At 60.7% G+C, this 22,645-nt stretch carries 24 protein-coding genes and 1 pseudogene; 18 read left to right on the forward strand and 7 right to left on the reverse strand.

Features of this window, described 5'->3' with window-relative positions:
- Positions 1-5: 5 nt before the first annotated feature.
- Complete coding sequence (locus tag AC4PS6_RS15655) at positions 6-701, reverse strand: response regulator transcription factor (RefSeq protein WP_014716566.1); 696 nt, start codon at positions 699-701, stop codon at positions 6-8.
- A 339-nt stretch (positions 702-1,040) separates the two neighbouring features.
- Here AC4PS6_RS15655 and AC4PS6_RS15660 point away from each other — a divergent pair, with 339 nt between their 5' ends.
- From AC4PS6_RS15660 to AC4PS6_RS15685, 6 genes are all read left to right on the forward strand, one after another.
- Positions 1,041-1,619, forward strand: coding sequence for a fimbrial protein (locus AC4PS6_RS15660; protein WP_014716565.1), 579 nt, complete (start codon positions 1,041-1,043; stop codon positions 1,617-1,619).
- A 53-nt stretch (positions 1,620-1,672) separates the two neighbouring features.
- Positions 1,673-2,446: a fimbrial biogenesis chaperone gene (locus AC4PS6_RS15665; protein WP_032901829.1), complete on the forward strand. Its 774-nt coding sequence runs from the start codon at positions 1,673-1,675 to the stop codon at positions 2,444-2,446.
- A gap of 6 nt (positions 2,447-2,452) precedes the next feature.
- Positions 2,453-3,211 carry a fimbrial biogenesis chaperone gene (locus AC4PS6_RS15670; RefSeq protein ID WP_073451950.1) on the forward strand — a complete coding sequence of 253 codons (759 nt, stop codon included), beginning with the start codon at positions 2,453-2,455 and terminating at the stop codon, positions 3,209-3,211.
- A 144-nt stretch (positions 3,212-3,355) separates the two neighbouring features.
- Positions 3,356-6,055, forward strand: a complete 2,700-nt coding sequence (locus AC4PS6_RS15675; protein WP_492180873.1) for a fimbria/pilus outer membrane usher protein — start codon at positions 3,356-3,358, stop codon at positions 6,053-6,055.
- Positions 6,052-7,008, forward strand: coding sequence for a fimbrial protein (locus AC4PS6_RS15680; RefSeq protein WP_336826773.1), 957 nt, complete (start codon positions 6,052-6,054; stop codon positions 7,006-7,008). Before AC4PS6_RS15675 ends, AC4PS6_RS15680 begins: the two co-directional genes overlap by 4 nt.
- Positions 7,009-7,025: 17 nt before the next feature.
- Positions 7,026-7,541: a fimbrial protein gene (locus AC4PS6_RS15685; protein ID WP_168223965.1), complete on the forward strand. Its 516-nt coding sequence runs from the start codon at positions 7,026-7,028 to the stop codon at positions 7,539-7,541.
- Between the two features lie 93 nt (positions 7,542-7,634).
- Here AC4PS6_RS15685 and AC4PS6_RS15690 read toward each other — a convergent pair whose 3' ends face one another.
- The 3 genes from AC4PS6_RS15690 to AC4PS6_RS15700 form a co-directional block, all read right to left on the reverse strand.
- Positions 7,635-8,576, reverse strand: a complete 942-nt coding sequence (locus AC4PS6_RS15690; protein ID WP_014716559.1) for a phasin family protein — start codon at positions 8,574-8,576, stop codon at positions 7,635-7,637.
- A 12-nt stretch (positions 8,577-8,588) separates the two neighbouring features.
- A complete protein-coding gene (locus AC4PS6_RS15695) occupies positions 8,589-9,011 on the reverse strand; it encodes a phasin family protein (protein ID WP_014716558.1) in 423 nt (140 codons plus the stop codon).
- A gap of 104 nt (positions 9,012-9,115) precedes the next feature.
- Entirely contained in the window at positions 9,116-9,391 is a 276-nt protein-coding gene (locus tag AC4PS6_RS15700) for a polyhydroxyalkanoic acid system family protein (protein ID WP_014716557.1), read from the reverse strand.
- A 145-nt stretch (positions 9,392-9,536) separates the two neighbouring features.
- Here AC4PS6_RS15700 and ubiE point away from each other — a divergent pair, with 145 nt between their 5' ends.
- From ubiE to AC4PS6_RS15760, 12 genes and pseudogenes are all read left to right on the forward strand, one after another.
- On the forward strand, positions 9,537-10,307 hold the full coding sequence (gene ubiE / locus AC4PS6_RS15705) for a bifunctional demethylmenaquinone methyltransferase/2-methoxy-6-polyprenyl-1,4-benzoquinol methylase UbiE (RefSeq protein ID WP_003171186.1): 771 nt from the start codon (positions 9,537-9,539) through the stop codon (positions 10,305-10,307).
- The gene (locus tag AC4PS6_RS15710) at positions 10,307-10,930 is read left to right on the forward strand and encodes a ubiquinone biosynthesis accessory factor UbiJ (protein ID WP_019820017.1); all 624 of its coding nucleotides are present in this window, start codon (positions 10,307-10,309) and stop codon (positions 10,928-10,930) included. Before ubiE ends, AC4PS6_RS15710 begins: the two co-directional genes overlap by 1 nt.
- On the forward strand, positions 10,927-12,531 hold the full coding sequence (gene ubiB, locus AC4PS6_RS15715; protein WP_492180874.1) for a ubiquinone biosynthesis regulatory protein kinase UbiB: 1,605 nt from the start codon (positions 10,927-10,929) through the stop codon (positions 12,529-12,531). Before AC4PS6_RS15710 ends, ubiB begins: the two co-directional genes overlap by 4 nt.
- A gap of 41 nt (positions 12,532-12,572) precedes the next feature.
- Entirely contained in the window at positions 12,573-12,965 is a 393-nt protein-coding gene (gene hisI / locus AC4PS6_RS15720; protein ID WP_073451960.1) for a phosphoribosyl-AMP cyclohydrolase, read from the forward strand.
- A gap of 2 nt (positions 12,966-12,967) precedes the next feature.
- Positions 12,968-13,300, forward strand: coding sequence for a phosphoribosyl-ATP diphosphatase (locus AC4PS6_RS15725; protein ID WP_003187881.1), 333 nt, complete (start codon positions 12,968-12,970; stop codon positions 13,298-13,300).
- Between the two features lie 27 nt (positions 13,301-13,327).
- Positions 13,328-13,606: a twin-arginine translocase TatA/TatE family subunit gene (locus AC4PS6_RS15730; protein ID WP_003187877.1), complete on the forward strand. Its 279-nt coding sequence runs from the start codon at positions 13,328-13,330 to the stop codon at positions 13,604-13,606.
- Between the two features lie 10 nt (positions 13,607-13,616).
- Entirely contained in the window at positions 13,617-14,024 is a 408-nt protein-coding gene (tatB, locus tag AC4PS6_RS15735; protein ID WP_003187876.1) for a Sec-independent protein translocase protein TatB, read from the forward strand.
- Positions 14,021-14,812 carry a twin-arginine translocase subunit TatC gene (tatC, locus tag AC4PS6_RS15740; protein WP_003187874.1) on the forward strand — a complete coding sequence of 264 codons (792 nt, stop codon included), beginning with the start codon at positions 14,021-14,023 and terminating at the stop codon, positions 14,810-14,812. The genes tatB and tatC overlap by 4 nt, the downstream gene beginning before the upstream one ends.
- A complete protein-coding gene (locus tag AC4PS6_RS15745; protein WP_014716554.1) occupies positions 14,809-15,516 on the forward strand; it encodes a 16S rRNA (uracil(1498)-N(3))-methyltransferase in 708 nt (235 codons plus the stop codon). Before tatC ends, AC4PS6_RS15745 begins: the two co-directional genes overlap by 4 nt.
- Before the next feature lie 237 nt (positions 15,517-15,753).
- Positions 15,754-16,812 (forward strand): annotated as a pseudogene (locus AC4PS6_RS15750) (methyl-accepting chemotaxis protein); the annotation flags it as partial.
- A 144-nt stretch (positions 16,813-16,956) separates the two neighbouring features.
- Positions 16,957-17,670 carry a methyl-accepting chemotaxis protein gene (locus AC4PS6_RS15755; RefSeq protein ID WP_370712509.1) on the forward strand — a complete coding sequence of 238 codons (714 nt, stop codon included), beginning with the start codon at positions 16,957-16,959 and terminating at the stop codon, positions 17,668-17,670.
- A gap of 135 nt (positions 17,671-17,805) precedes the next feature.
- Entirely contained in the window at positions 17,806-19,713 is a 1,908-nt protein-coding gene (locus AC4PS6_RS15760) for a methyl-accepting chemotaxis protein (RefSeq protein ID WP_137270855.1), read from the forward strand.
- A 109-nt stretch (positions 19,714-19,822) separates the two neighbouring features.
- Here the strand turns inward: AC4PS6_RS15760 and AC4PS6_RS15765 are convergent, their stop codons facing one another.
- From AC4PS6_RS15765 to AC4PS6_RS15775, 3 genes are all read right to left on the reverse strand, one after another.
- Positions 19,823-20,557 carry an amino acid ABC transporter ATP-binding protein gene (locus AC4PS6_RS15765; protein ID WP_020302382.1) on the reverse strand — a complete coding sequence of 245 codons (735 nt, stop codon included), beginning with the start codon at positions 20,555-20,557 and terminating at the stop codon, positions 19,823-19,825.
- On the reverse strand, positions 20,550-21,509 hold the full coding sequence (locus AC4PS6_RS15770) for an amino acid ABC transporter permease (RefSeq protein WP_014716550.1): 960 nt from the start codon (positions 21,507-21,509) through the stop codon (positions 20,550-20,552). The genes AC4PS6_RS15765 and AC4PS6_RS15770 overlap by 8 nt, the downstream gene beginning before the upstream one ends.
- 130 nt (positions 21,510-21,639) lie before the next feature.
- Positions 21,640-22,437, reverse strand: a complete 798-nt coding sequence (locus AC4PS6_RS15775; protein ID WP_032901820.1) for a transporter substrate-binding domain-containing protein — start codon at positions 22,435-22,437, stop codon at positions 21,640-21,642.
- Positions 22,438-22,645: the final 208 nt, after the last annotated feature.

Below are 22,645 nucleotides of genomic sequence, written 5' to 3' on the forward strand. Positions count from 1 at the left end.
GGTGCTTACTCAGGCCCGCCGAATTGCTGAATGAATTTGAAAAGTTCACTGTCATTGCGCACGCCCAACTTCCGATAAGCCGATTGTTTCTGCGTACTGATAGTACTTGCACTGCGGGAGAACTTTGCCGCAATCGAACTGACTGACATGCCATCGAGAAAACAGCGCAACACTTCGCGCTCTTTGGGTGTGAGCCCGGAAGTCAATGACAGCGTCGCTGAAACATTGACCGTCGACTTCACGGTGACGAGATCAAACGCAGAGTGTTTGCCCTGTAATGTCGCCAACATACAAGGTTGTATATAAAGCCGCCCTTGAGCGACAGTTCGGATAGCCGTGATCAGCTCGGTCAGATTCTGAGTCTTACCCAGAATGCCCCAACATCCAGCCTTGAGCGCCAGCGAGACTGTCGCAGGCGAATAATCCGAGGAAACGATCAATGCCCGGCACTGGCTGAAACGCCTGCCCAGCGTCTGGAGCAGACTGAGGCCGTCGATGTCTGACGGCGCCAGCACGAAGTCCATGACGACCACATCGACCCGCTGACGGGCCAGCGCCTCCAGCAGTTGCCGGCCCGTACCGTAGGAGCCGGTCACCTGAATGTCGGCCTCGGCATTCAATCCCAGTGCGATACCTTGGCGAACCATCTCGTGGTCATCCAGCAGCATGACGGTACAGATGGCCAATGGTGAAGTTGTCATAACGAGCCCCGCATAAATCAATGCAGTACTGCACGCTATAGACCAGCCTTATGCAGGGTTCAATAAGCGGACACAACAGTACTACATTTACTTACGGCAACTTCCTACAGAAACAACTGAGGAAACTTTACCCAACCAAAAATCCATACGAAAAAAACTAAACAAAACAAAACGCTTTCGAACAATCACGAACCAAAACTCGAGACTTCGCTATAGAGCGCATTCACTTTTAGATACAAATTACGCCAGCCCGCCCCATGAAAAAAATTCGACAAGAACCTCAGGCACTGCGCTTAAACCTGCGGCGGATAACTTCAATAACTCGAGATCGAAAACAGAATGAAAGCCAACGTTTTACCTGCCGTTGCAACCGCCCTGGCCTTGAGCGCCACGATGACGTCATCGGTGTACGCCGCGGACGGCGTGATCAACTTCAGTGGACTGGTGACCGACGTGACCTGCACCGTCGAAGGCGCGGCTCCGGGCACGGGGGCTGTGGTCAAGGACGTGAACCTGGGTGGCGTCTCTGCTGCACGCCTGGCCACGGCAGGCAGCCGTGCCAACCTGACCGGCTTCACCATTCGCATCGGCGCACCGGGTGAGGGCAGTTGCACCAACGGACGCACCGCCATGGTTGCCTTCGATCCGACCAGCCCGGCCATCGACGTGGCCACTGGGCGCTTGAACATTGATGGTTACGACGATCCATCGGATACCACCAACGCCAAAAACGTCCAGGTGGAGGTCACCAGCCGCAGCGGCACGCCGATCAACGTGTACACCGAAAAATCCGAAGGCGTGGTGATCGCCGATAACCAGGCAACCATCCCATTGGCTGCACAACTGTACGCCAGCGGCCCGGCCACCGAAGGCAAGGTCAACACCCGGGTCGGGTTCATGATCGAGTACGCCGAGTAAAGCGCGAGCGAGCCTGCGAAGGCGGGCTCCTCCCTGGGTAAAGAGACCAGACGATGAAAACGAAGGCCCGTCTTACATTTGTCGCCGGTGTGTCTGGTGCAATGCTGCTGTTCATACTTGCCGCCGAGGCAGGCGTCATCATCCACGGCACACGGGTGATCTACCCTGCCGAACGGCAGGAAGTGATCGTACGCCTGGAAAACAAGGGCAATCGCCCGGCATTGGTGCAAACCTGGCTGGACGACGGCGACCGATACTCAACAGCCGCCACTGCAAAAGCGCCGCTGAGTACGTCCCCCCCAATCTTCCGCATTGAGCCGCACCAGCAACAGGCGTTGCGCCTGCGCTACTCGGGCGAGCCTTTGCCTGCCGATCGTGAAAGCCTGTTTTGGCTCAACGTACTGGAAGTGCCGCCGAGTGCCGCAAAGGGTGACGAGAATAACCAGATCGAATTGGCATTTCGCACCCGCTTGCGCGTATTCCTGCGCCCGCAAGCGTTGCCTTATGCGGTGGCAAACGCAGCCTCGAAACTGCAATGGAAACTGATCGCCCACGATCGCGGCTACGCCCTGCAAGCCACTAACCCGACGCCCTATCACGTCTCGCTTGCCTCTATCGAACTGCTCAGCGCCGGCCAGCGTTTTGCCAAAGCGCCGAACCAGAGCGCCAACGACAGCCTGCTGCTGCCGGCCGGCGATGTAAAGCGCTTTGCGTTGCCGCTGTTGCGCGAATGTCCGCGTACCCCGGCCAAGGTTGAGTTCACCAGCGTCAGCGATTTCGGTGCCCGCGTACGGCATTCGGCAGCGCTGCCTGGCTGCACGGGATAAACCACCATGAATGTATTTTCGATTTTTGCGCAGACCACCTTGCTGACCTGCACGCTGGTGGGCGCAACGGCGCTGCAGGCGAGCGTGATCATCAACAGCACGCGCGTGGTTTATCCGCAGAACGACAAAGAGGTCACCGTCAGGCTGGAGAGCAAGAACCAGGCACCGGTATTGGTCCAGACCTGGCTGGATAATGGCGATGAGCAGTCGACGCCACAGGTGGGCGGCATTCCTTTTGTGGTGACCCCGCCCATCTTCCGTATGGAACCGGGCAAGCAACAGGTGGTGCGCGTGGCCTATACCGGCGAACCCTTGCCGACCGCACAGGAAAGCCTGTTCTGGTTCAACTTGCTGGAAGTGCCTGCGCAATCTCCAAATGCGCAACAGGGCAACCAACTGCAGCTGGCGTTTCGCTCGCGGATCAAACTGTTCTTCCGTCCGCATAACCTGCTCTACGGAGTCGAAACGGCACCCGGAAAACTGCAATGGCGACGCATCTCAAGCGCACAGGGCCAGGGCCTGGAAGTCTTCAACCCGACGCCCTATCACGTGACCTTTGAAGCCGTCGAGGTGCTGGAGTCCGGGCAACGACATGCGCGTAAAACCGCGTCGTCGGGCAGCGAAAACATGGTACTGCCCGGCGGCCGCCTGCGCTTTGAGCTGCCCACGCTCAAAGCATCGGCCAATACCGAGGCGACCGTAGAGTTCCAGACACTCGATGACTATGGCGTGAAGGCCGTCCATAGCGCCAAGGCCCCGCCATGACAGCCCCCAGAACAGACCTTCCAGCGTAGGGCGCCCTGACTGGCGCTACCACGCCCCTACTTTTTCATGTCGATGCCCACTGACGCGGGTAGGGACGCCCTATGCCGACAGTCGACCGACACCTGTTTTTCGAGAATGCTGAACATGAGTTTCAACACGCCAACCGGCGTAAAAGCACGTCATCGCTTCAAGCGGACCCTGCATAGCCTGCTGTTGATCAGCGGCGCTCAAGCCGTCAGCGCCCAGAGTGCCGAACAGGTCGAATTCAATCCGGCTTTCTTTCCGGGTGGCAAGGCGGGCTTGCAGGTCGATATCGCCAAGTTCAACCAAGGCAACGTCGTCCTGCCTGGCAGCTATCGCGCCGATGTGCACCTTAACGGCCAGTGGATCGGGCGTGAAACCCTGTCCTTTTCCAAGATCGCGGGCCATGACACCGCCCAGCTGTGCCTGGAGCCCCAGGCGCTGCTCAGGTTTGGCGTTATCGTCGATAGCGTCGAGGCAGCAGCCCTTTCCAGCTGTGCCGACATCGCCAGCTACCTGCCCGGCGCCAGCAGCCAGTTCGATTCGGGTGAAAGTCGCCTCGACCTGCAAGTTCCGCAGATATACCTGGCGCGCCAGCCACGCGGCTACGTCGACCCGCAACACTGGGATGGCGGCGTGGATGCCGCGTTTGTGCGTTACAACACCAATACCTTCACCACGCGGACCGGCGGGCGCACCCAGGGCTCCAGCTACCTCGGCCTGAACACCGGCCTCAACCTGGGGAACTGGCACTGGCGCCACAACGGCAGCTACAGCCGCACCCATACCGCCTCGGGGTACCAAAGCAGCGCCACCTATGTGCAGCGGGATTTGAGTGCCTTGAAGTCCCAACTGGTGCTTGGCGAACTCTATACCCCCGGCGAACTGTTCGACAGCGTGCGTCTGCGCGGCGCCAGCCTGTCTTCCGATGACCGGATGCTGCCCGATTCACTGACCGGCTTTGCCCCGGTAGTGCGCGGGGTTGCCGAGACCAACGCACGGGTCACTGTGCGCCAACGCGGTGTGTTGCTGGATGAAGTCTCCGTCGCGCCCGGCCCGTTCGTGCTCAAGGACCTGTTCCCCACCGGTTACGGCGGCGACCTGAATGTCACCGTCACCGAAGCCGACGGTCGTACCCGTGAGTTCATCGTACCGTTTGCCGCCAACGCCAACCTGCTGCGCCCCGGCTACAGCCGCTATTCGCTGAGTGCCGGCCTGCTCGATGAAGTCGGCCTGCACCACCCGCCCAGGCTGATGCAAGCGACTTACCAGCATGGCCTGAGTAATCTGCTGACCGGTTATACCGGTGCCGTGATGGGTGAGGATTACCGTTCACAGTTGCTGGGGGCCGCGTTCAACACGCCGTTGGGCGCACTTTCTCTGGACTTGACCCAGTCGAACGCGCATCTGCCAGGGCATGGTTCACGCGCGGGTCAAAGCGTACAGCTGCGCTACAGCAAGAACTTCGCGAATACGGGCACCCACTTCGCGCTGGGCGCCTACCGCTACTCCACCGAAGGCTTCTTGAGCGTGAGCGACGCAGCACACATCCGCGACCTTGCGCTGGACGGGCTCAAGCTCGACACCGTTTCGCGCCTGCGTGACCGAATGGACATCAGCCTCAACCAAAGCGTCGGCGACGGCTCGGTGTACCTGACCGGCTCCTCGCAAAACTATTGGAACCGCAACAATGGCAACCTGACGTTTACCGCCGGCTACAGCAGTACGTGGAAGGGTTTGCATTACACCGTCAGCGCGCAGCGCACCCGGGACTTGCTGAGCGAACGCGTCGACAAGCAATTGGACTTTACCGTCAGCCTGCCACTGGGCAGCGGCGCACGCTCGCCCACACTGACCACCACCGTCTACCGTGGCGATCAAAGCAGCGGCGAGCGCCTGAGCCTGGGCGGTACGCTTGGCGGGCGCAATGAATTGAGCTACGGCCTGAGCAGCAGCCGTGCTCAAGGCAGCGGCTATGCCACTAGCGCCGACATGAAATACCAGACCTCTCAAGGCGTGCTGTCGGCAAGCTACGGCCAAAGCAACGCGTACCAATCGACCTCCCTGGGCATGACCGGTGGCATCGTCGCCCACCGTGGCGGTGTGACCTTCGCCCCAGAGTTGGGCGACACCATCGGCATCGTCCAGGCTCCCGACGCCCTCGGCGCACGGATCAATGGCAACCACAGCGCGCAGATCGGCAAAAGCGGCTTCGCCGTGGTGCCGAATCTCACGCCTTACCGCCAGAACGTGGTCGAGTTGGACCCCAAGGATCTGTCCTCGGATGTCGAGCTCAAGACCGCCGCTCAGAACGTCGCGCCACGAGCCGGCTCGGTGGTGCAGTTGCAATTCGAGACCGTCAGCGGGCAGGCCATGTTGATCACGGCGCTGCGGGAGGATGGCACGCCATTGCCGTTCGGCGCGGATGTGTTCGATGAAAGCGGCGCCAGCGTCGGGATCGTTGGCCAGGGTGGCAAAGCCTTTGCGCGTGTGTCACGCGGGCAGGCCATGTTGATCACGGCGCTGCGGGAGGATGGCACGCCATTGCCGTTCGGCGCGGATGTGTTCGATGAAAGCGGCGCCAGCGTCGGGATCGTTGGCCAGGGTGGCAAAGCCTTTGCGCGTGTGTCACGCGGGCAGGGGCAGTTGACGGTCAAGTGGGGCCCGGACGCCACGACCCTGTGCACGCTGCGCTATGACGTGAGCACAGGTTTCACTGCCGAGAACACCAACCGCTTGCGCCACCTGAACGCAGGTGCCTGCCAGCATGCGCCGCAAGCGCCTACCGCCAAAAGCCCCATGACAATACGGAGTTCACAATGAAGCCGTCGATCTCGCGCCTCTTGACCCTGCTGGTGCTTGGCCTGCCCATCGCGGCCCAGGCGGAGTGCGATAGCTATATGGACTCCGAGCACGGCCTTTCCCTTCCGGCCACTATTACGGTACCGGCCAACCTGCCCGATGGCAGCATCATCACCCAGCAGCCATTCAGTGGAGTGGTTCCCGGCCGTTTCTTCAATTGCCACAGCTTGACCCTCAGACAGGTCACCTCCCGCAGGTACCCGCAACTATTGCCAAGCCTGATCTATTCCACTGAGGCTCCTGGCATCGGCATCCGCATAAAAATTACCGATGCCCGAGGAGTGACCAACTTCTACGCGCTTGAAAATATTACCAATCAGCTGCCCACTGGACGCCATCCCATCTTCACCAATGCCGAGGCGATCTTCTACAAAACCGGCCCGGTGACCGGAGGGGTAGTGCCGGCGGGAAGCATCTACAAATACACAATGATGACCCGTATAGGCCAGCGCCTGGGCCGCTTTGAGCTCAACCTCAACAACTCGGTCAGGTTCGTAAGCCCTGTTGCTACCTGCAACCTTGAGGCAGGCGACGTCAACCGCTCCATCGCCCTCGACCCGGTGCAGGTCAGTGCTTTCAACAGCAGCCCCTACGCTGGCGCACACAACTTTGAGCTGACGGCCAATTGCAGCGATGCCGCCAACGTCACCTTTCGTTTTTCCGGCCCGCCCTCGCCTGAAAATGACCTGCTCTTCGCCAATACAGGCACCGCTGGAGGCGTGGCGCTGTGGCTGTATTCACGTATCAACGGAACGAATCAAACGATCCCTGCCAATGGCAGCGACAACGAACGCACGCCGGTTGTGAGCGGCAATCGCGCGGTACTGCCACTCGGCGCTGCGTACCACAAAAGCGGCACGGTCGGCCAAGGCACGCTGATCAGTACCGCTACCGTCAACATCACCTACAACTGAAACCCTGAGGATTAACGATGCGTCTCTCAACACTGCCCCTGCTATTGGCGTTCACGGCCAGCCTGGGCGCTCCTGTCGCCTTCGCTGCTACCACCGGCACCCTGACCTTCCAAGGCGTGGTCAACGCGGGCACGTGCAACCTGATCGCCGGCGATGTAAACCGCACCATCACTCTACCGCCCGTCAAAGTGTCGGACTTCGATAGTGCCGACTCCGCTGGAGAACACGATTTCGAGCTTGCCGCCGACTGCGACTCTGACGTCAAGAACGTGATCTTTCAATTCGCTGGCACACCCTCCGCCGGCAACGCAGAGCTCTTTGCCAATACGGGAACTTCGGGCGGCACCGCTCTTTGGCTGGCCAGCGCAGGCATCATCCCCGCCAACGGTACTGAGGCCCAGCGTAGCCGTACGGTTGCAACGAGCAGCAGCAAGGCGGTACTGGCGCTCAAAGCGGCTTACCACAAAACCGGCGCGGCGATTTCCCACGGCACGCTGGCCAGTGCCGTCACCGTTTCTATCACTTATAACTGATGGGCTTGGTGTAGCGCCCGCGACGCCTGATTGCTGTGGCCCATAAAAAATGCCCGACCTTTATAGGCCGGGCATTTTCTGGTCCCGCAAAAATCAGGACTGACTGGATGGCGTCGGGGTTACCGGCGTTGCAGTCGGGGTAGCAGCGGTGGGCGACGGCGCGGACACCGAATTGGCTGCAGAAGCAGTCGGAGCCGGCTTGGCCGCCACGGCAGGCTTTGGCGCTGCTGGCTTTTTCGCCGCGGCAGGTTTTTTGGCCACCGCAGGTTTTACCGCCGGTTTGGCTGCTGCTGGTTTCGCGGCGGATTTTGCCGCAGCTGGCTTGGCAGCGGGTTTGGCGGAAGCTGGCTTGGCAGCGGATTTGGCAGCAGCCGGTTTAGCCGCAGGTTTCGCTGCTGCTTTAGCAGCCGCTGGCTTGGCGGCAGGTTTGCTGGCCGGTTTGGCAGCAGCTGTTTTGGCCGCTGGCTTGGCCGCAGGTTTCGTCGCGGCTTTGGCTGGCGCCTTGGCCGCAGATTTTGCAGCCGGTTTAGCGGCAGCTTTAACCAGAGGCTTGGCAGCGGCTTTGGCTGCTGGTTTTGCAGCTGCAGTTTTGGCCGCTGGTTTTGCCGCAGGTTTTGCCGCGGCAGTCTTGGCTGGAGCCGCTTTGGCGCCAGTGAGTTTTTCGATTTGCCTGGTCAAGGTATCGACCTTGCTGTGCAACGTCTTCAACTCAGCCTTGCTAGGCACGCCCAGTCGCGAAATAGCACTGTTGAGGCGCTTGTCGAAGGTTTCTTCCAACTTGCCCCACGTGTCAGAAATGCTCGACTTGGCGGAACCGGCCGTTGCCTTGGCCGCATCAACTTTTTTCCCCACTGTACTCTTGGTCAACTTCTCGGCCTTCTCGCCGTCCTTGACCAGAGTCTCGAAGTATTTACCGCCGTCACTGCTAACCTTCGAGTACACGCCTAAACCAGCAAGCCAGATTTTGCGGGAATATTTTTCAACTTCCCCGACCCACGAGCTGCCTTCTTTCTGAGTAGTCTTTTTAACAGCCATCCCGATGTCTCCTTAGTGTTTACGCGCGACACGTTCGAGCAATGCCGTCAGCTCTTCGAGCTTAGCAGAGAGTGTCTCCACGTCATGTTTAGACGCAATGCCGATTCGATTCAAGGCACTTGCAACACGCGTGTCAAAAGCTTTTTCAACTTTATCCAGCTGAACTTCAACCAGGCTCCTGACGCCGGAGACATTACTCTTTACCTGGTCAATCTGACTGTTGGCGGCATCAAGTTGTTCAACTACAACTTTTTTACCTTTACTTTCAACATGTTGGCCGCTCTTAACCAGCTCTTTGAAGTACTCGCTGCCCTCACTGCCGACCTTCGCATAGGCACCAAGACCCGCCAGCCAGATCTTGCGGGCATAGCTTTTAACCTCACTCAGGGGAGTGGTTTGAACGTCGATTTTTTTCTTCAAAATAACTTTGGCCATGGTGCACCTCACACAAAAAGGGGGGGAGGACGGCCCGCAGGAGTTGAGGGCTTGGGCACAAAGTAGGGTTTAAAATTAGAATCGGCACCCTAAGAGCAGCCAGGTCAGGCCAACGCTTTATCCAAGGCCTTTTCGATTTCGGACTTTATCGTGCCACTCATGGCCGACATCAACAGGCCGAGTTCGACATCGATGCGCAGTGAGTTGTCGGCCACCGCAACCGTGCCTTTAACCCCGGAGCGCTTGAGCTTCAGGGTGTCGCCAGCCCATGAAGACTCCACCCCATATTTATCCTCGAGTTTGCGCGCCAATTGCTCAGCCTTGGCCCGCGCCTGTTCTTTTCCCAGGGTATGTTCACGCTCAACGGTAATACGGGCCATTGCAATGACTCCTCTATATAACGACTCAGAACACCCGCCATGCGGCAAAAGGTCTCGATGAGCGCCTATCTTACCTGCAGCCTTGCCAAGACAAAGTAGGCCTTGGGGATTATCATGTCCCGCATTCTCTTTTGGTGACAGCGATATGACTGATCAGCGCAAAGGCAGCGATGCCGAACCCACCACTCACTTCGGCTTCAAGAACGTCCCGGAAAGCCAGAAAGCGGAAAAAGTCGCTGAGGTGTTCCACTCCGTGGCGGCCAAGTACGACCTGATGAACGATGTGCTCTCCGGCGGCATGCACCGCCTGTGGAAGCGCTTCACCATCGAGTTGTCGGGCGTACGCACCGGCAACCGGGTGCTGGACATCGCCGGTGGTACAGGCGACCTGGCGGCCAAGTTCTCCAAGCTGGTTGGCCCCACCGGCCAGGTGGTATTGGCCGATATCAACGGTTCGATGCTCAAGGTTGGCCGCGACCGCCTGCTCGACAAAGGCGTGGCCGGCAATATCGAGTTCGTTCAGGCCGATGCCGAGAAGCTGCCCTTCCCCGACAACCATTTCGACTGCGTGACCATCGCGTTCGGCCTGCGTAACGTGACTCACAAAGAAGACGCGATCCGCTCGATGCTGCGCGTACTCAAGCCGGGTGGCCGCCTGCTGGTGCTGGAATTCTCCAAGCCGACCAACGCGCTGATGTCCAAGGTCTACGACACCTATTCGTTCGCCTTCATGCCACTGATGGGCAAGCTGATCACCAACGACGCCGAGAGCTACCGCTACCTGGCCGAGTCGATCCGCATGCACCCGGACCAGGAAACCCTGAAGTCGATGATGGTGGAGGCCGGTTTCGACCGCGTGACCTACCACAACATGACGTCCGGCATCGTCGCCCTGCACCGCGGCATCAAGCCCTGATGCTGCTGCAAGGTCTTCTCGCCAGCGTCGAGCACGGCCTCAACCGTGTACTGCGCCTGGACAGCACCGCCCTGGCGCGGCTCGCGCACCTGACCGGCAAAGTCATTGCCGTCGACTGCCGAAGCCCCGCCTTGCAGCTGTTTATCCTGCCCAGCGATGAAGGCCTGTTGCTCGCCACTCAATGGGCCGCTGAGGCCGATTGCACTCTGCGTGCGCCAGCCTCAAGCCTGTTGCACCTGGCACTGAGCCGCAACAAGACCGCCATCCTCCACAGCCCCGAGGTGGAACTGGAAGGCGACAGTGCGGTGCTGATGGACCTGGCCGCCGTGCTGCAAGACCTGGAGCTGGACTGGGAATACGAACTGTCGCGCTGGATTGGCCCCGTCGCCACCCAGTTGATCAGCGGGCACCTGCGCAGCCGCTCGCGCTGGTACCAGCAAGGGTTCGCCAGCCTCAACCAGAACCTTGCCGAATACCTGAGCGAAGAATCGCGCACCCTGGTCGGGCAACGGGAAGCGCAAGCGCGCTTTCGCGAGCTCGACAAGGCCAAAATCGACCTGGAACGCCTCGAGGCCCGCTTCGAGCGCTTGAGCCGTTCCCTTGATCCAAGCGATAACGCATGAAGCTGCTCGCCGTCCGCCGTTTGTTTCGTATCCAGCGCGTCGTAATCCGCTACCGTCTCGATGACCTGCTGTTTGCCCTGCCTTTGCCATGGTTCCTGCTGGCGGTGCGTTATGTGCTGCCGTGGCGCTGGTTGCCGCGCAAACCGTCACCGTTGAGCCGTGGCGCCAGCCTGCGCCTGGCGTTGCAGGATTTGGGGCCGATCTTCATCAAGTTCGGGCAGATCCTCTCCACCCGCCGCGACCTGTTGCCCGAAGACATCGCCGACGAGCTGATGCTGCTGCAAGACCGCGTGCCGCCGTTCGATTCGCAGCAATCGATGGCGCTGATCGAAGAACAGCTGGGCCAGAAGATCAGCGAGGTGTTCAGCCGCTTCGACGTCGAGCCCCTGGCCTCGGCGTCGGTGGCGCAAGTGCACGCCGCGCAGCTCAAGACCGGCGAAGAAGTGGTGGTGAAAGTCATTCGCCCAGGCCTCAAGCCGATCATCGGCCAGGACCTGGCATGGCTGTTCATCCTGGCCCGCGCGGCCGAACGCTTCTCTGCCGATGCGCGCCTGCTGCACCCGGTGGACGTGGTCGCCGACTACGAAAAAACCATCTACGACGAACTCGACCTGCTGCGCGAAGCGGCCAACGCCAGCCAATTGCGACGCAACTTCGAAGGCTCGCAACTGTTGCACGTGCCGCAGGTGTATTGGGACTGGTGCCGGCCCAAAGTGCTGGTGATGGAGCGCATCTACGGCGTGCAGGTCACCGACCTTGCGACCCTGGCCGACCAACGCACCGACATGAAGATGCTGGCCGAGCGCGGTGTGGAAATCTTCTTCACCCAAGTGTTCCGCGACAGCTTCTTCCACGCCGACATGCACCCGGGCAACATCTTCGTCAGCACCGTCAACCCGTGGAGCCCGCAGTACATCGCCATCGACTGCGGCATCGTCGGCAGCCTCACCCCGGAAGACCAGGATTACCTGGCGCGCAACCTGTTTGCCTTCTTCAAGCGCGACTACCGTCGTGTGGCGCAGCTGCACATTGATTCGGGTTGGGTGCCGGCGGAAACCAAGCTCAACGAATTCGAAGCGGCGATCCGTACCGTCTGCGAGCCGATCTTTGAAAAACCGTTAAAAGATATTTCCTTCGGTCAGGTACTGATGCGTCTGTTCCAGACCGCGCGGCGTTTCAATATGGAAGTACAGCCGCAGTTGGTGTTGTTGCAGAAGACCCTGCTGAACATCGAAGGCCTGGGCCGCCAGCTGTACCCGGACCTCGACTTGTGGAACACCGCGCAACCCTTCCTGGAACGCTGGATGCGCGAGCGCATGAGCCCCAAAACCATGCTGGGCAACCTGCACAGCCAGTTCGAACAGCTGCCGCACCTGGCCAACATGACCCGCGACCTGCTGGAGCGCATGTCCCAGCCCCATGCCAAGGACCCTGAGCCACCGTGGCGCAAGCGCAAGGACGACTGGTTCCTGCGCCTGCTCGGCGCCGCGCACCTGGTGGGCGGTGTGATGCTGGCGATTGGTGGGCCATTGAACCAACTGGGCCACTGGCCAGCCGGCATCATGGTCGCCGTGGGTGTTTATCTGATCGTGCGTCGATAGCCCATCCGGTTATACACTGTCGCAAATTGCCGGAGCCGAACATGAAAGACTGGCTGGATGAGATCAAGTGGGACAGTGACGGCCTGGTGCCGGCCATTGCCCAGGACTACAAGACCGGGCGCGTGCTGATGATGGCCTGGATGAACCGCGAGGCCCTGAGCCTCACCGCCGCCGAGCAGCGCGCCATCTACTGGTCACGTTCGCGTGGCAAACTGTGGCGCAAGGGCGAAGAATCCGGGCACGTGCAGACCCTGCACGAGCTGCGCCTGGACTGCGATGCCGACGTGGTGATCCTCAAGGTCGAGCAGATCGGCGGCATTGCCTGCCACACTGGCCGCCACAGTTGCTTCTATCGCGTGTTCGAGAATGGCGAATGGAAGGTCGTGGAGCCGGTGCTCAAAGACCCGCACACCATCTACCCAGCAGGACACTGAACATGAGCGATACCCTGAACCGTGTGGCCCAGGTGCTGGAAGACCGCAAAGGCGCGGATGCCGACAGCTCCTACGTCGCCAGCCTGTACCACAAGGGTCTGAACAAGATTCTGGAAAAACTCGGCGAAGAATCCGTCGAGACCATCATTGCGGCCAAGGACGCGCAAATCAGCGGTGATTACAGCGATGTAATCTATGAGACCGCAGACTTGTGGTTCCATAGCCTGGTGATGCTCGCCCAACTGGGGCAGCACCCACAGGCCGTGCTGGATGAACTGGACCGTCGCTTCGGCTTGTCCGGGCACGCCGAGAAGGCCTCGCGCCCGTCCGCCTGAATAACGTAAGACTTGAGGATTTGAAGCATGGGCATTTTTGACTGGAAACACTGGATCGTCATTCTGGTGGTGGTGGTATTGGTGTTCGGCACCAAGAAGCTCAAGAACCTGGGCACCGATGTGGGCGAGTCGATCAAGGGCTTTCGCAAAGCCATGAACGATGATGAAAAGCCAGCCGAGCCAAGCGCCAACCCGGTGCCACCGGCCCAGCCTGTTCACCCGCAGGCCACCCAGCCGATCACCGAGCGCCGTACCTTCGACGTGCAGGCTGAAAAGGTCCAAGAGCCGACCCGCAAAGACTCGTGAGCACTGACTAATGTTTGGTATCAGCTTCTCTGAACTGCTGCTCGTCGGCCTGGTGGCCCTGCTGGTACTGGGGCCGGAACGCCTGCCCGGTGCCGCACGCACCGCCGGCTTGTGGATCGGGCGCCTCAAGCGCAGTTTCAACGCGATCAAACAGGAAGTTGAACGGGAAATCGGTGCCGACGAAATCCGTCGGCAATTGCACAACGAGCACATCCTCTCGTTGGAGCAGGAAGCCCGCAAGATTCTTTCCCCGGTGCAAGAGCCGGCCAAGCCGGTAACGCCGGTGGCCGAGCACAGCATCGCGCCAGCCCCTGTGGCCGACGCCGCACCGGCAGCGCCCGCTCCTACGACGCCCGCGCCGACGCCCGTTGCGTCGCCCGCACCCCATGACCCTACATTGCCGCCGCGAGCCCCATGAGCGCTGATAAACCGGAAAACGACCAGCATATGCCGCTGGTCTCGCACCTCACCGAGCTGCGTACCCGCCTGCTGCGTTGCGTGGCGGCGATCTTCATCATCTTTGCCGGGCTGTTCGCCTTTACCCAGCAGATCTACACCTTCGTCTCGACGCCCCTGCGCCAGTACCTGCCGGCCGGCGCGACGATGATCGCCACCGATGTGTCGTCGCCGTTCCTGACGCCCTTGAAGCTGACCATGATGGTCTCGCTGTTCCTGGCGATCCCGGTGATCCTGCATCAGATCTGGGGTTTTATCGCGCCAGGCCTCTACAAGCATGAGAAGCGCATCGCCGTGCCGTTGCTGGTGTCGAGCATCCTGCTGTTCTACACCGGCATGGCCTTCGCCTATTTCCTGGTGTTCCCACTGATCTTCAAGTTCTTCGCCGCCGCGACTCCAGCCGGTGTGGAAATGATGACCGATATCACCAGCTACCTCGATTTCGTGATGACGCTGTTCTTCGCCTTTGGCGTGGCGTTTGAAATTCCGGTAGCGGTAGTGTTGCTGGTGTGGATCGGCGTGGTCGACGTCAAGTACCTGAAGAAGATCCGCCCGTATGTGATCATCGGCTGCTTCGTGGTCGGCATGATCCTCACGCCACCGGACATCTTCTCCCAGACCTTGTTGGCCGTGCCGATGTGGATGCTGTTCGAAGTGGGCATCCTGTTCAGCGGCTTGATCAGCAAGCGTGGCGAACACCCGGATGACGCGCCTGTCGACGACGACCAGCCGCCTGCGACCCAGCCGTGAACCTGCTGCTGCTCGAAGAGGCCGACTTTATCGCGGCCGACCGCGTAGTGCTGCGTGATCGGCGCCTGGTGCATATGCAGGAGGTTCACCGCGCCGCCGTCGGTGACTCCCTGCGCGTGGGCCGGATTGGCGGGCTGATGGGCAATGCCCAACTGCTGCGCCTGGAAGCCGCTGAAGCCGAACTGCAAGTGAGCTTCGACCAACCGCCACCGAGCAAATTACCCCTGACCTTGCTGCTGGCCCTGCCCCGCCCGAAGATGCTGCGCCGGGTGTTGCAAACCGTGGCGGCCATGGGCGTGCCCAAGGTGGTGCTGGTCAACAGCTACCGGGTGGAAAAAAGCTTCTGGCAAACCCCGTTCCTGGAGCCGGAAGCGGTGCGCGAGCAATTGATCCTCGGCCTGGAACAAGCGCGGGACACGGTGCTGCCCGAGATCATTATCGAGAAACGCTTCAAGCCGTTTGTGGAAGATCGGCTGCCGGCCATGGCGGCTGGCACCCTGGGCCTGATCGGCCATCCGGGCGATTACCCAGCCTGCCCCCGAGCCCTCGAGGAACCGGTGACCCTGGCGATCGGCCCGGAAGGCGGCTGGATTCCCTATGAAGTGGACTTGCTGGCCAAGGCCGGTTTGCAGCCGGTGCAACTGGGTGCACGTATTTTGCGCGTCGAAACCGCCGTAACGGCCCTGCTCGCCCGCCTGTTCTAACCCCCCGACTGATCGTTCCCACGCTCTGCGTGGGAATGCCGCTCAGGACGCTCTGCGTCCGCCCTTGTGACGCAGAGCGTCACGCCATTCATTCCCACGCAGAGCGTGGGAACGATCAGCAGAGCGTGAGAATGATCAGCAGAGCGTGGGAACGATCATGTGCATAGCTACAGAATCTCGCGCCCGTGCCGATAGCCTTTGAATAAGTCCAAGCCTTGTTCCAGGGGAGTTCGCAGCATGTATCGTTGGTTAGCCGAGAAGTTGGGGAATGTAAGCGTCAACCGCAAGCTGAGCGTCGGCTTTGGCCTGGTATTGGTCCTGACGCTGTTGATCACCTTTACCGGCTGGACCGGCCTGGGGGATGTGATCAGCCGCGGCGACAAGCTGGGCTTCATTTCCAGCCTCAATGGCCTGACCAAAGACCTGCGCCTGGCACGTCTGGACTTCGATATGCGCCGTGGCGAGCAAGGCACGGACAAGGTCGACGGCCTGCTCGCCCACCTCGACAGCGGCCTGAAGACCGCCGCCGAGCTGATCGAGCAACCTGACGACAAAGCCCTGGTCGAGCAACAGCAGGAAGCCTTGAACCAATACAAAAAGGCCTTCGCGGCCATGGTCCAGGCGGGCCTCAAGCGTGAGGGTGCTCGCAGCAAGCTCGGCGACACTGCCGACAATGCTGTCGCCAAGATCAATGAAATCGAAAAAGCCCTGCTGCAAGGTGACAGCGTCACCCAGTTCAACAGCGTGGTGGAGCAGAGCAAGCTGATCCAGCAATCGCGCTTCCAAGTACGCGGCTACACCTACAGCGGCAAGGTCGAAGCCGAGCAACCGGCCCTGGATGCTATCGACAACGCCCTGAAGAAAATCACCGAACTGCAAGGCCAGCTGCCGGCCCAATACCAGGCCAACCTGCAAGAAGCCGGGGCTTCACTGCAAGCCTACCGCGCCGCCGTCAGCCAGTATCGCGATTCCCAGGTCGCCAGCGCGGCTGCGCTGAAAACCATGATCGCCCAAGGCGACATCCTGCTGGGCCACAGCGAAAAACTCACCGTCTCCCAGACCGCCGTGCGTGACGCAGATGCCGCGCAGGCCAAATACCTGTTGCTGCTTGCCACCGTGCTGGCGCTGATCGTCGGCATCTTCGCAGCCTGGGCCATCACCCGCCAGATCGTCATCCCCCTGAACCAGACCCTCAAAGTCGCCGAGCGTGTGGCCTCCGGCGATCTGAGCCACAACCTGGAATCGGGCCGCCAGGACGAACTGGGTCAATTGCAGCGTGCCATGCAAAGCATGACCGTAGGCCTGCGCGAGTTGATCGGCGGGATCAGCGACGGTGTCACCCAGATCGCCAGCGCCGCCGAGCAGTTGTCGGCCGTGACCGAACAAACCAGCGCCGGGGTCAACAGCCAGAAGGTCGAGACCGACCAGGTGGCCACCGCCATGAACGAGATGGCGGCCACCGTGCAGGAAGTGGCGCGCAATGCCGAAGAGGCCTCGGAAGCCGCCGTGGCTGCCGACCAGCAAGCCCGTGAAGGCGACCAGGTGGTGGGTGAAGCCATCGCCCAGATCGAGCGCCTGGCCACCGAGGTGGGTAATTCCACAGTGGCCATGGGTGAACTCAAGCGCGAGAGCGACAAGATCGGCAGTGTGCTCGACGTGATCAAATCCGTGGCCCAGCAAACCAACCTGCTGGCCCTTAACGCCGCCATTGAGGCCGCGCGTGCCGGTGAGGCCGGCCGTGGCTTTGCCGTGGTGGCCGACGAGGTGCGCAGCCTGGCCCAGCGCACGCAGAAGTCCACTGAAGAGATCGAAGAGCTGATCGTCGGCCTGCAAAGTGGTACCCAGCAGGTGGCAACCATCATGGACAACAGCCGCGGGCTGACCGAGAGCAGTGTTGAGCTGACGCGCCGCGCCGGCCACGCGCTGGGCAATATCACCCGCACCGTCTCGACCATTCAGGCCATGAACTCGCAGATCGCCACCGCCGCTGAGCAACAAAGCGCCGTGGCTGAAGAGATCAACCGCAGCGTGTTGAATGTGCGCGACATCTCCGAACAAACCTCGTCGGCCAGCGAAGAAACTGCGTCCTCCAGTGCCGAACTGGCGCGCCTGGGGATCTACCTGCAGACCCTGGTTGGGCGCTTCCGGGTCTGAATTACCCTACACGGCGGCTTACCAAAGCCGCCGTAACTTGTGAAATTTCCTACGCAGTTATCAGCCCTCCACGGCCCCGAATCGAATTAGCGTTTCATGTGTTGCGAAATGCTTTCTCTGATTCGGAGGTTCACCATGTTTTCTCGGCTAACCCGCGTGCTGGTCAATGCCAGCGTCCGCCTCAAGCTCGCCCTGGGTTTTGGCCAAGTGCTGATCCTCAGTTTCCTGATCGCCGCTACGGGCTGGCAAGCCTTGAACGCCGTGCTTTACCGATCCAATAGCCTGACGACCCTGGGTCAATTGGCCGTCGACGCCGAGGCCATGCGCGCCGACCGCATCGTGTACCGCACCCTGACAGACAGCGATAGCCTGAGCAAAATGGCCGCGAAGATTGAACGGATGGACCAGCACTTGGCCGACCTATCAAACCGCCTGAAAGACCCGGCTGACCTGCAGCGGCTTGAGGAAGCCAAGAGCCTTGCAAGCCACTTCAAGGCGGCCCTGACGCAACTTCCGCCCTTGGTCGAACAGCGTGAGCGCATCCGCCCGGTGCTGAAAAAAGTCGCCCTGCAAGCCAGCGATACCCTCGCCCAATTTGCCAGTGACCTGCCTGATCAGAACGACGAAAAGGCCCTTGATGCCATTGAGCAACTGCGGCAGGCCATGGAGCTGGCCGAAGATCGCGCCCAGAGCCCCGCCTGGGCCGCGCAATCGCTGGCAATGTATACAGAGGCCATCGGCAAGGCCCTTGACGCCCTGGAGACCGCGCAACTGGCAGTCACAGCGCTGCCCGTGGACTCAGCACTGCTCAAGACCGACCTGGCTAACTATCGCGAGCAGTTGATCGAGCTCAAGGAAGCCCAGCTCAACGTGGAGACCGTGCAAAACCGCTTCGAACAGCAACTCGATGACCTGCGCGACAACAGTAACCAGTTGAGCCAAAGCCAGAACACCAAGCGCAACAGCGAGGCAGACCACACCCGCACATTGCTGATGAGCGTGACAGTGGCCGCCCTGGCCCTGGGCGCGCTGGCCGCCTGGTGGATCGCCCGGCAGATTGCGGTACCACTGCGAGAGATCCTTGGCGCCGCACGCCGCATTGCCGAAGGCGACCTCAGCCACGACATGGCGGTCGACCGTCGCGATGAACTCGGCCAGTTGCAGCAAAGCATCGGGCAAATGACCCGCAGCCTGCGTAGCCTGATCAGCAGTATCGGTGACAGCGCCCGGCAGATCGCCGGAGCGGCCACGCAGTTATCCACCGTCACCGAGCAGACCCGCAGCGGGCTCAACGAGCAGAAAGATGAAACCGACCAGGTGGCGACGGCAATGAATGAAATGCTCGCCACTGCCCAGGAAGTGGCGCGCCACGCCGAACGCGCCTCGCTGGCGGCCCAAGAAGCCGACCATCAGGCCGGCGCCGGTGAGCAGGTGGTCACCCAGGCTATGGAGCAGATTGGCAACCTGGCCAGTGAAATGGCGCTGTCGGGCCGTGCGATGCTCGCGCTGCAACAGGAGAGCCAGAAGATCGCCAGTGTGCTGGATGTGATCAAGTCTGTTTCTCAGCAGACCAACCTGCTGGCCCTGAACGCAGCCATTGAAGCGGCGCGTGCGGGCGCTGCCGGCCAAGGCTTTGCGGTGGTCGCCGACGAAGTGCGCAGCCTGGCCCAACGCACTCAGGAATCGGCCGAGGAGATCGAAGGGCTGATCCTCGGCCTGCATAGCGGCACCCAGCAGGTGGCGGATATCATGGACAGCAGCCGTAACCTGACCGATAACAGCGTCACCCTGACCCGCGACGCCGGCGACGCCCTGATCGCCATTGCCCGCACGGTGTCGATCATCCAGGAAATGAACCCGCAGATCGCCGCCGCAGCGGAACAGCAAAGCGCTGTGGCCGAGGAGATCAACCGCAGTGTGCTGAAGGTACGGGACGTATCGGAACAAACCGCCGCCGCCAGCGAGGAAACGGCGGCGGCGAGTGTTCAGTTGGCGAGGTTGAGCCTGGACTTGCAGACGCTGGTCGACAAATTCAAGCTTTGACCTGTGGCGAGGGAGCTTGCTCCCGCTGGGCTGCGCAGCGGCCCCAAAATCTTGGGAGCGCTACGCACTCCAGCGCGAGCAAGCTCGCTCGCCACAGAGGCAAATATTTCTACAGGACTTGGCGCAGGAAGGCCTGGGCACGCGGGTCTTTTGGCGCATTGAAGAACTCCGCCGGCGCGGCGTCTTCCAGCAATTTGCCGTGATCGAAAAACAACACCCGGTCTGCCACTTCCCGGGCAAAGCCCATCTCGTGGGTGACGCACACCATGGTCATGCCTTCCAGGGCCAGGGTCTTCATCACGTCCAGCACTTCACCGACCATTTCCGGGTCGAGGGCCGAGGTGGGCTCGTCAAACAGCATCACCTTAGGCTCCATCGCCAGGGCCCGAGCAATGGCAACCCGCTGCTGCTGGCCGCCAGACAGGCGCGATGGAAACTCGCGGGCTTTCTGCGCTATACCGACCTTTTCCAGCAGCGCCAGGGCCTTGGCCTCCCGCTCTTGCTTGCCGCGCTTGCGCACGACCTTTTGCGCCAGGCACAGGTTTTCCAGCACGGTCATGTGAGGGAACAGGTTGAAGTGCTGGAACACCATGCCGACTTCACGGCGGTAGGCATTCACGTCGGTCTTCGGGTCGGCCAGTTGCAGGCCGTCGATGCTCACCGAACCCGAGTCGAATTCCTCCAAGCCGTTAAGGCAGCGCAGAAAGGTGGACTTGCCGGAACCCGAGGGACCGATCACCACCAGCACCTCGCCCTTGGCCACTTGGGTGGTGACATGATCCACCGCGCGCACCACCTGCCCACGGGTATCGAAGACCTTTACCAGATCGCGTACTTCAATCACTTTGGGCAAGCCTCCGCTCAAGCCGGCTGGCCATCTTCGACAGCGGCAGGTTGATCAGCAGGTACAAGCCCGCCACACAAAACAGGATTTCAAACGGCGAGAACGAGGTGGTGATCACTTCGCGGCCGCTCTTGAGCAACTCGGTAATCGCGATCACCGACACCAGGGACGTGTCCTTGACCAGGCTGATAAATTGCCCGGCCAGGGGCGGCAGCACGCGCTTGAAGGCCTGCGGCAGCACCACGTGGCGCATCGACTGGCTGGCACTCAAGCCCAGGGAGCGCGCCGCTTCGTCCTGGCCACGGGTGATGGACTGCACGCCGGCGCGCACGATTTCTGCCACGTAGGCACCCGTGAACAACGACAGCGCGGCAATCCCGGCAAACTCCCGGGACAGGTTGAGCACCGTGCCGATAAAGAAATAGAAAATGAAGATCTGCACCAGCAGCGGCGTGCCCCGCACCAGCTCGACGTAGATTGTCGACAGGTCGCGCAAGGTGGGGTTTTTCGACAGCCGGCACAGCCCGGTCGCCAAGCCAATCGCCAAGCCCAGGATGCCGGACACCACCGACAGCCACAGCGTGGTCCACAAGCCCCACATCAACGGCCCCAGTGCCCATTGCCGAGTCACGCCGACCACATCGCCTTCAGCCACATCATCGCCGCGCGCCACTTGCAGGCTGTTATCGGCGACTGTGAGCTTTTGTTCCACTCCGGCGTCGTTGCGCAGGGTGACTTCGGCCATATCGCCTTTGCGCACCAACTCGACCACGGTGGAAATATCCGCGGCGCGCTGGGAGGTTTCGGCTTGATAGGCGAAGTATTGGGGGACGCGGTTCCAGCGCCACTCGTAGGACATCAACGACGTGGCGTAGTACAAGGCACCCGCCAGGCCGACCAGCACCACCACCGTCAGCAGGTGCCAGGGCCATTGGGCTTTTTTATGTTTCATTTCACTTTCCGCATAGGTGTCGCCTGATAGGCCGCCATCGCGGGCAAGCCCGCTCCCACAGGTTGATGTGTGAATACAGTCAAATGTGGGAGCTGGCTTGCCTGCGATGCAGGCAACTCGGTGTCAGGCCTTATTCCATGTCCTTGAGCCACTCGGAGCTCTTGAACCACTTGTCATGGATGCGATCGTAGGTGCCGTCGTTACGGATCTGGTGCAGGAAGTTGTTGATGAAGTTGATGCTGTCGTAATCGCCTTTCTTCAAACCGAACGCCAGAGGTTCAAAGGTGAAGGGTTCTTCCAGGAACACCAGCTTGCCGTTCCCGACCTTCTTTTCGGCCACCACGTTGTACGGTGCGTCGTAGACGAACGCATCAGCCTTGCCGTTGACCACGTCGAGCACGCCTTCCTGCTCGTTGTCGTAGCCGTGGTACTTGGCCTTGGAGATCAGCTTCTTGGCAACCATCTCACCGGTGGTGCCGAGCTTGGAGGTCAGGCGGTATTTCTCGTCGTTCAGGTCTTTGTAGGACTTGATGGTGCCTTCCAGCTCCTTGCGGATCAGCAGCGTCTGGCCGACCACGATGAAGGGTTCGCTGAAGTTCAGGCGCAGGTTGCGTTCCTGGGTCAGGGTCATGCCGCTGCCAATCATGTCGAACTTGCCGGTCAGGAAGGCCGGGATGATGCCGTCGTACCCGGTGGACACCAGCTCCAGCTTGACGCCCATGGACTTGGCCATAGCCTTGAGGATGTCCACTTCGAAACCGATGATTTCGCCGCGCTTGTCGGTCATTTCGAACGGCATGTAGGTGGGGTCCATACCGACTTTCAACGTGCCGCGCTTGACCGCCTCATCAATGGCGCCGGCTTGGGCCGCAGTGGCGGCGACCAGCGCGGTGACACCGAGCATCAGCATCGAAAGATACTTTTTCATCATCAAGACCCCTGAACGATTCTTATAAGGTGGGCGCACAGAAGGGCTGCGCCATTTCGGGGTGCGATCCTAACCCACTCGTTGTCCGCCACAAAGGTTTCACCGGTAAATGTTATCGGCGTGTGTCGCAAAACACTGACAGCGAGCCGGCCAGGCACAGAGGCAGACGCTTGCGCGCGACCTCTCGATTAGGGATTGATGTGTAAGC

Source organism: Pseudomonas sp. DW-iso17 (genome assembly GCF_058725345.1).

What these genes read in the sequence shown, in the direction of transcription:
- AC4PS6_RS15655 (WP_014716566.1), bottom strand. Translation starts at nt 701, where the DNA reads ATGACAACTTCACCATTGGCCATCTGTACCGTCATGCTGCTGGATGAC.
- AC4PS6_RS15660 (WP_014716565.1), top strand. Translation starts at nt 1,041, where the DNA reads ATGAAAGCCAACGTTTTACCTGCCGTTGCAACCGCCCTGGCCTTGAGC.
- AC4PS6_RS15665 (WP_032901829.1), top strand. Translation starts at nt 1,673, where the DNA reads ATGAAAACGAAGGCCCGTCTTACATTTGTCGCCGGTGTGTCTGGTGCA.
- AC4PS6_RS15670 (WP_073451950.1), top strand. Translation starts at nt 2,453, where the DNA reads ATGAATGTATTTTCGATTTTTGCGCAGACCACCTTGCTGACCTGCACG.
- AC4PS6_RS15675 (WP_492180873.1), top strand. Translation starts at nt 3,356, where the DNA reads ATGAGTTTCAACACGCCAACCGGCGTAAAAGCACGTCATCGCTTCAAG.
- AC4PS6_RS15680 (WP_336826773.1), top strand. Translation starts at nt 6,052, where the DNA reads ATGAAGCCGTCGATCTCGCGCCTCTTGACCCTGCTGGTGCTTGGCCTG.
- AC4PS6_RS15685 (WP_168223965.1), top strand. Translation starts at nt 7,026, where the DNA reads ATGCGTCTCTCAACACTGCCCCTGCTATTGGCGTTCACGGCCAGCCTG.
- AC4PS6_RS15690 (WP_014716559.1), bottom strand. Translation starts at nt 8,576, where the DNA reads ATGGCTGTTAAAAAGACTACTCAGAAAGAAGGCAGCTCGTGGGTCGGG.
- AC4PS6_RS15695 (WP_014716558.1), bottom strand. Translation starts at nt 9,011, where the DNA reads ATGGCCAAAGTTATTTTGAAGAAAAAAATCGACGTTCAAACCACTCCC.
- AC4PS6_RS15700 (WP_014716557.1), bottom strand. Translation starts at nt 9,391, where the DNA reads ATGGCCCGTATTACCGTTGAGCGTGAACATACCCTGGGAAAAGAACAG.
- ubiE (WP_003171186.1), top strand. Translation starts at nt 9,537, where the DNA reads ATGACTGATCAGCGCAAAGGCAGCGATGCCGAACCCACCACTCACTTC.
- AC4PS6_RS15710 (WP_019820017.1), top strand. Translation starts at nt 10,307, where the DNA reads ATGCTGCTGCAAGGTCTTCTCGCCAGCGTCGAGCACGGCCTCAACCGT.
- ubiB (WP_492180874.1), top strand. Translation starts at nt 10,927, where the DNA reads ATGAAGCTGCTCGCCGTCCGCCGTTTGTTTCGTATCCAGCGCGTCGTA.
- hisI (WP_073451960.1), top strand. Translation starts at nt 12,573, where the DNA reads ATGAAAGACTGGCTGGATGAGATCAAGTGGGACAGTGACGGCCTGGTG.
- AC4PS6_RS15725 (WP_003187881.1), top strand. Translation starts at nt 12,968, where the DNA reads ATGAGCGATACCCTGAACCGTGTGGCCCAGGTGCTGGAAGACCGCAAA.
- AC4PS6_RS15730 (WP_003187877.1), top strand. Translation starts at nt 13,328, where the DNA reads ATGGGCATTTTTGACTGGAAACACTGGATCGTCATTCTGGTGGTGGTG.
- tatB (WP_003187876.1), top strand. Translation starts at nt 13,617, where the DNA reads ATGTTTGGTATCAGCTTCTCTGAACTGCTGCTCGTCGGCCTGGTGGCC.
- tatC (WP_003187874.1), top strand. Translation starts at nt 14,021, where the DNA reads ATGAGCGCTGATAAACCGGAAAACGACCAGCATATGCCGCTGGTCTCG.
- AC4PS6_RS15755 (WP_370712509.1), top strand. Translation starts at nt 16,957, where the DNA reads ATGAACGAGATGGCGGCCACCGTGCAGGAAGTGGCGCGCAATGCCGAA.
- AC4PS6_RS15760 (WP_137270855.1), top strand. Translation starts at nt 17,806, where the DNA reads ATGTTTTCTCGGCTAACCCGCGTGCTGGTCAATGCCAGCGTCCGCCTC.
- AC4PS6_RS15770 (WP_014716550.1), bottom strand. Translation starts at nt 21,509, where the DNA reads ATGAAACATAAAAAAGCCCAATGGCCCTGGCACCTGCTGACGGTGGTG.
- AC4PS6_RS15775 (WP_032901820.1), bottom strand. Translation starts at nt 22,437, where the DNA reads ATGAAAAAGTATCTTTCGATGCTGATGCTCGGTGTCACCGCGCTGGTC.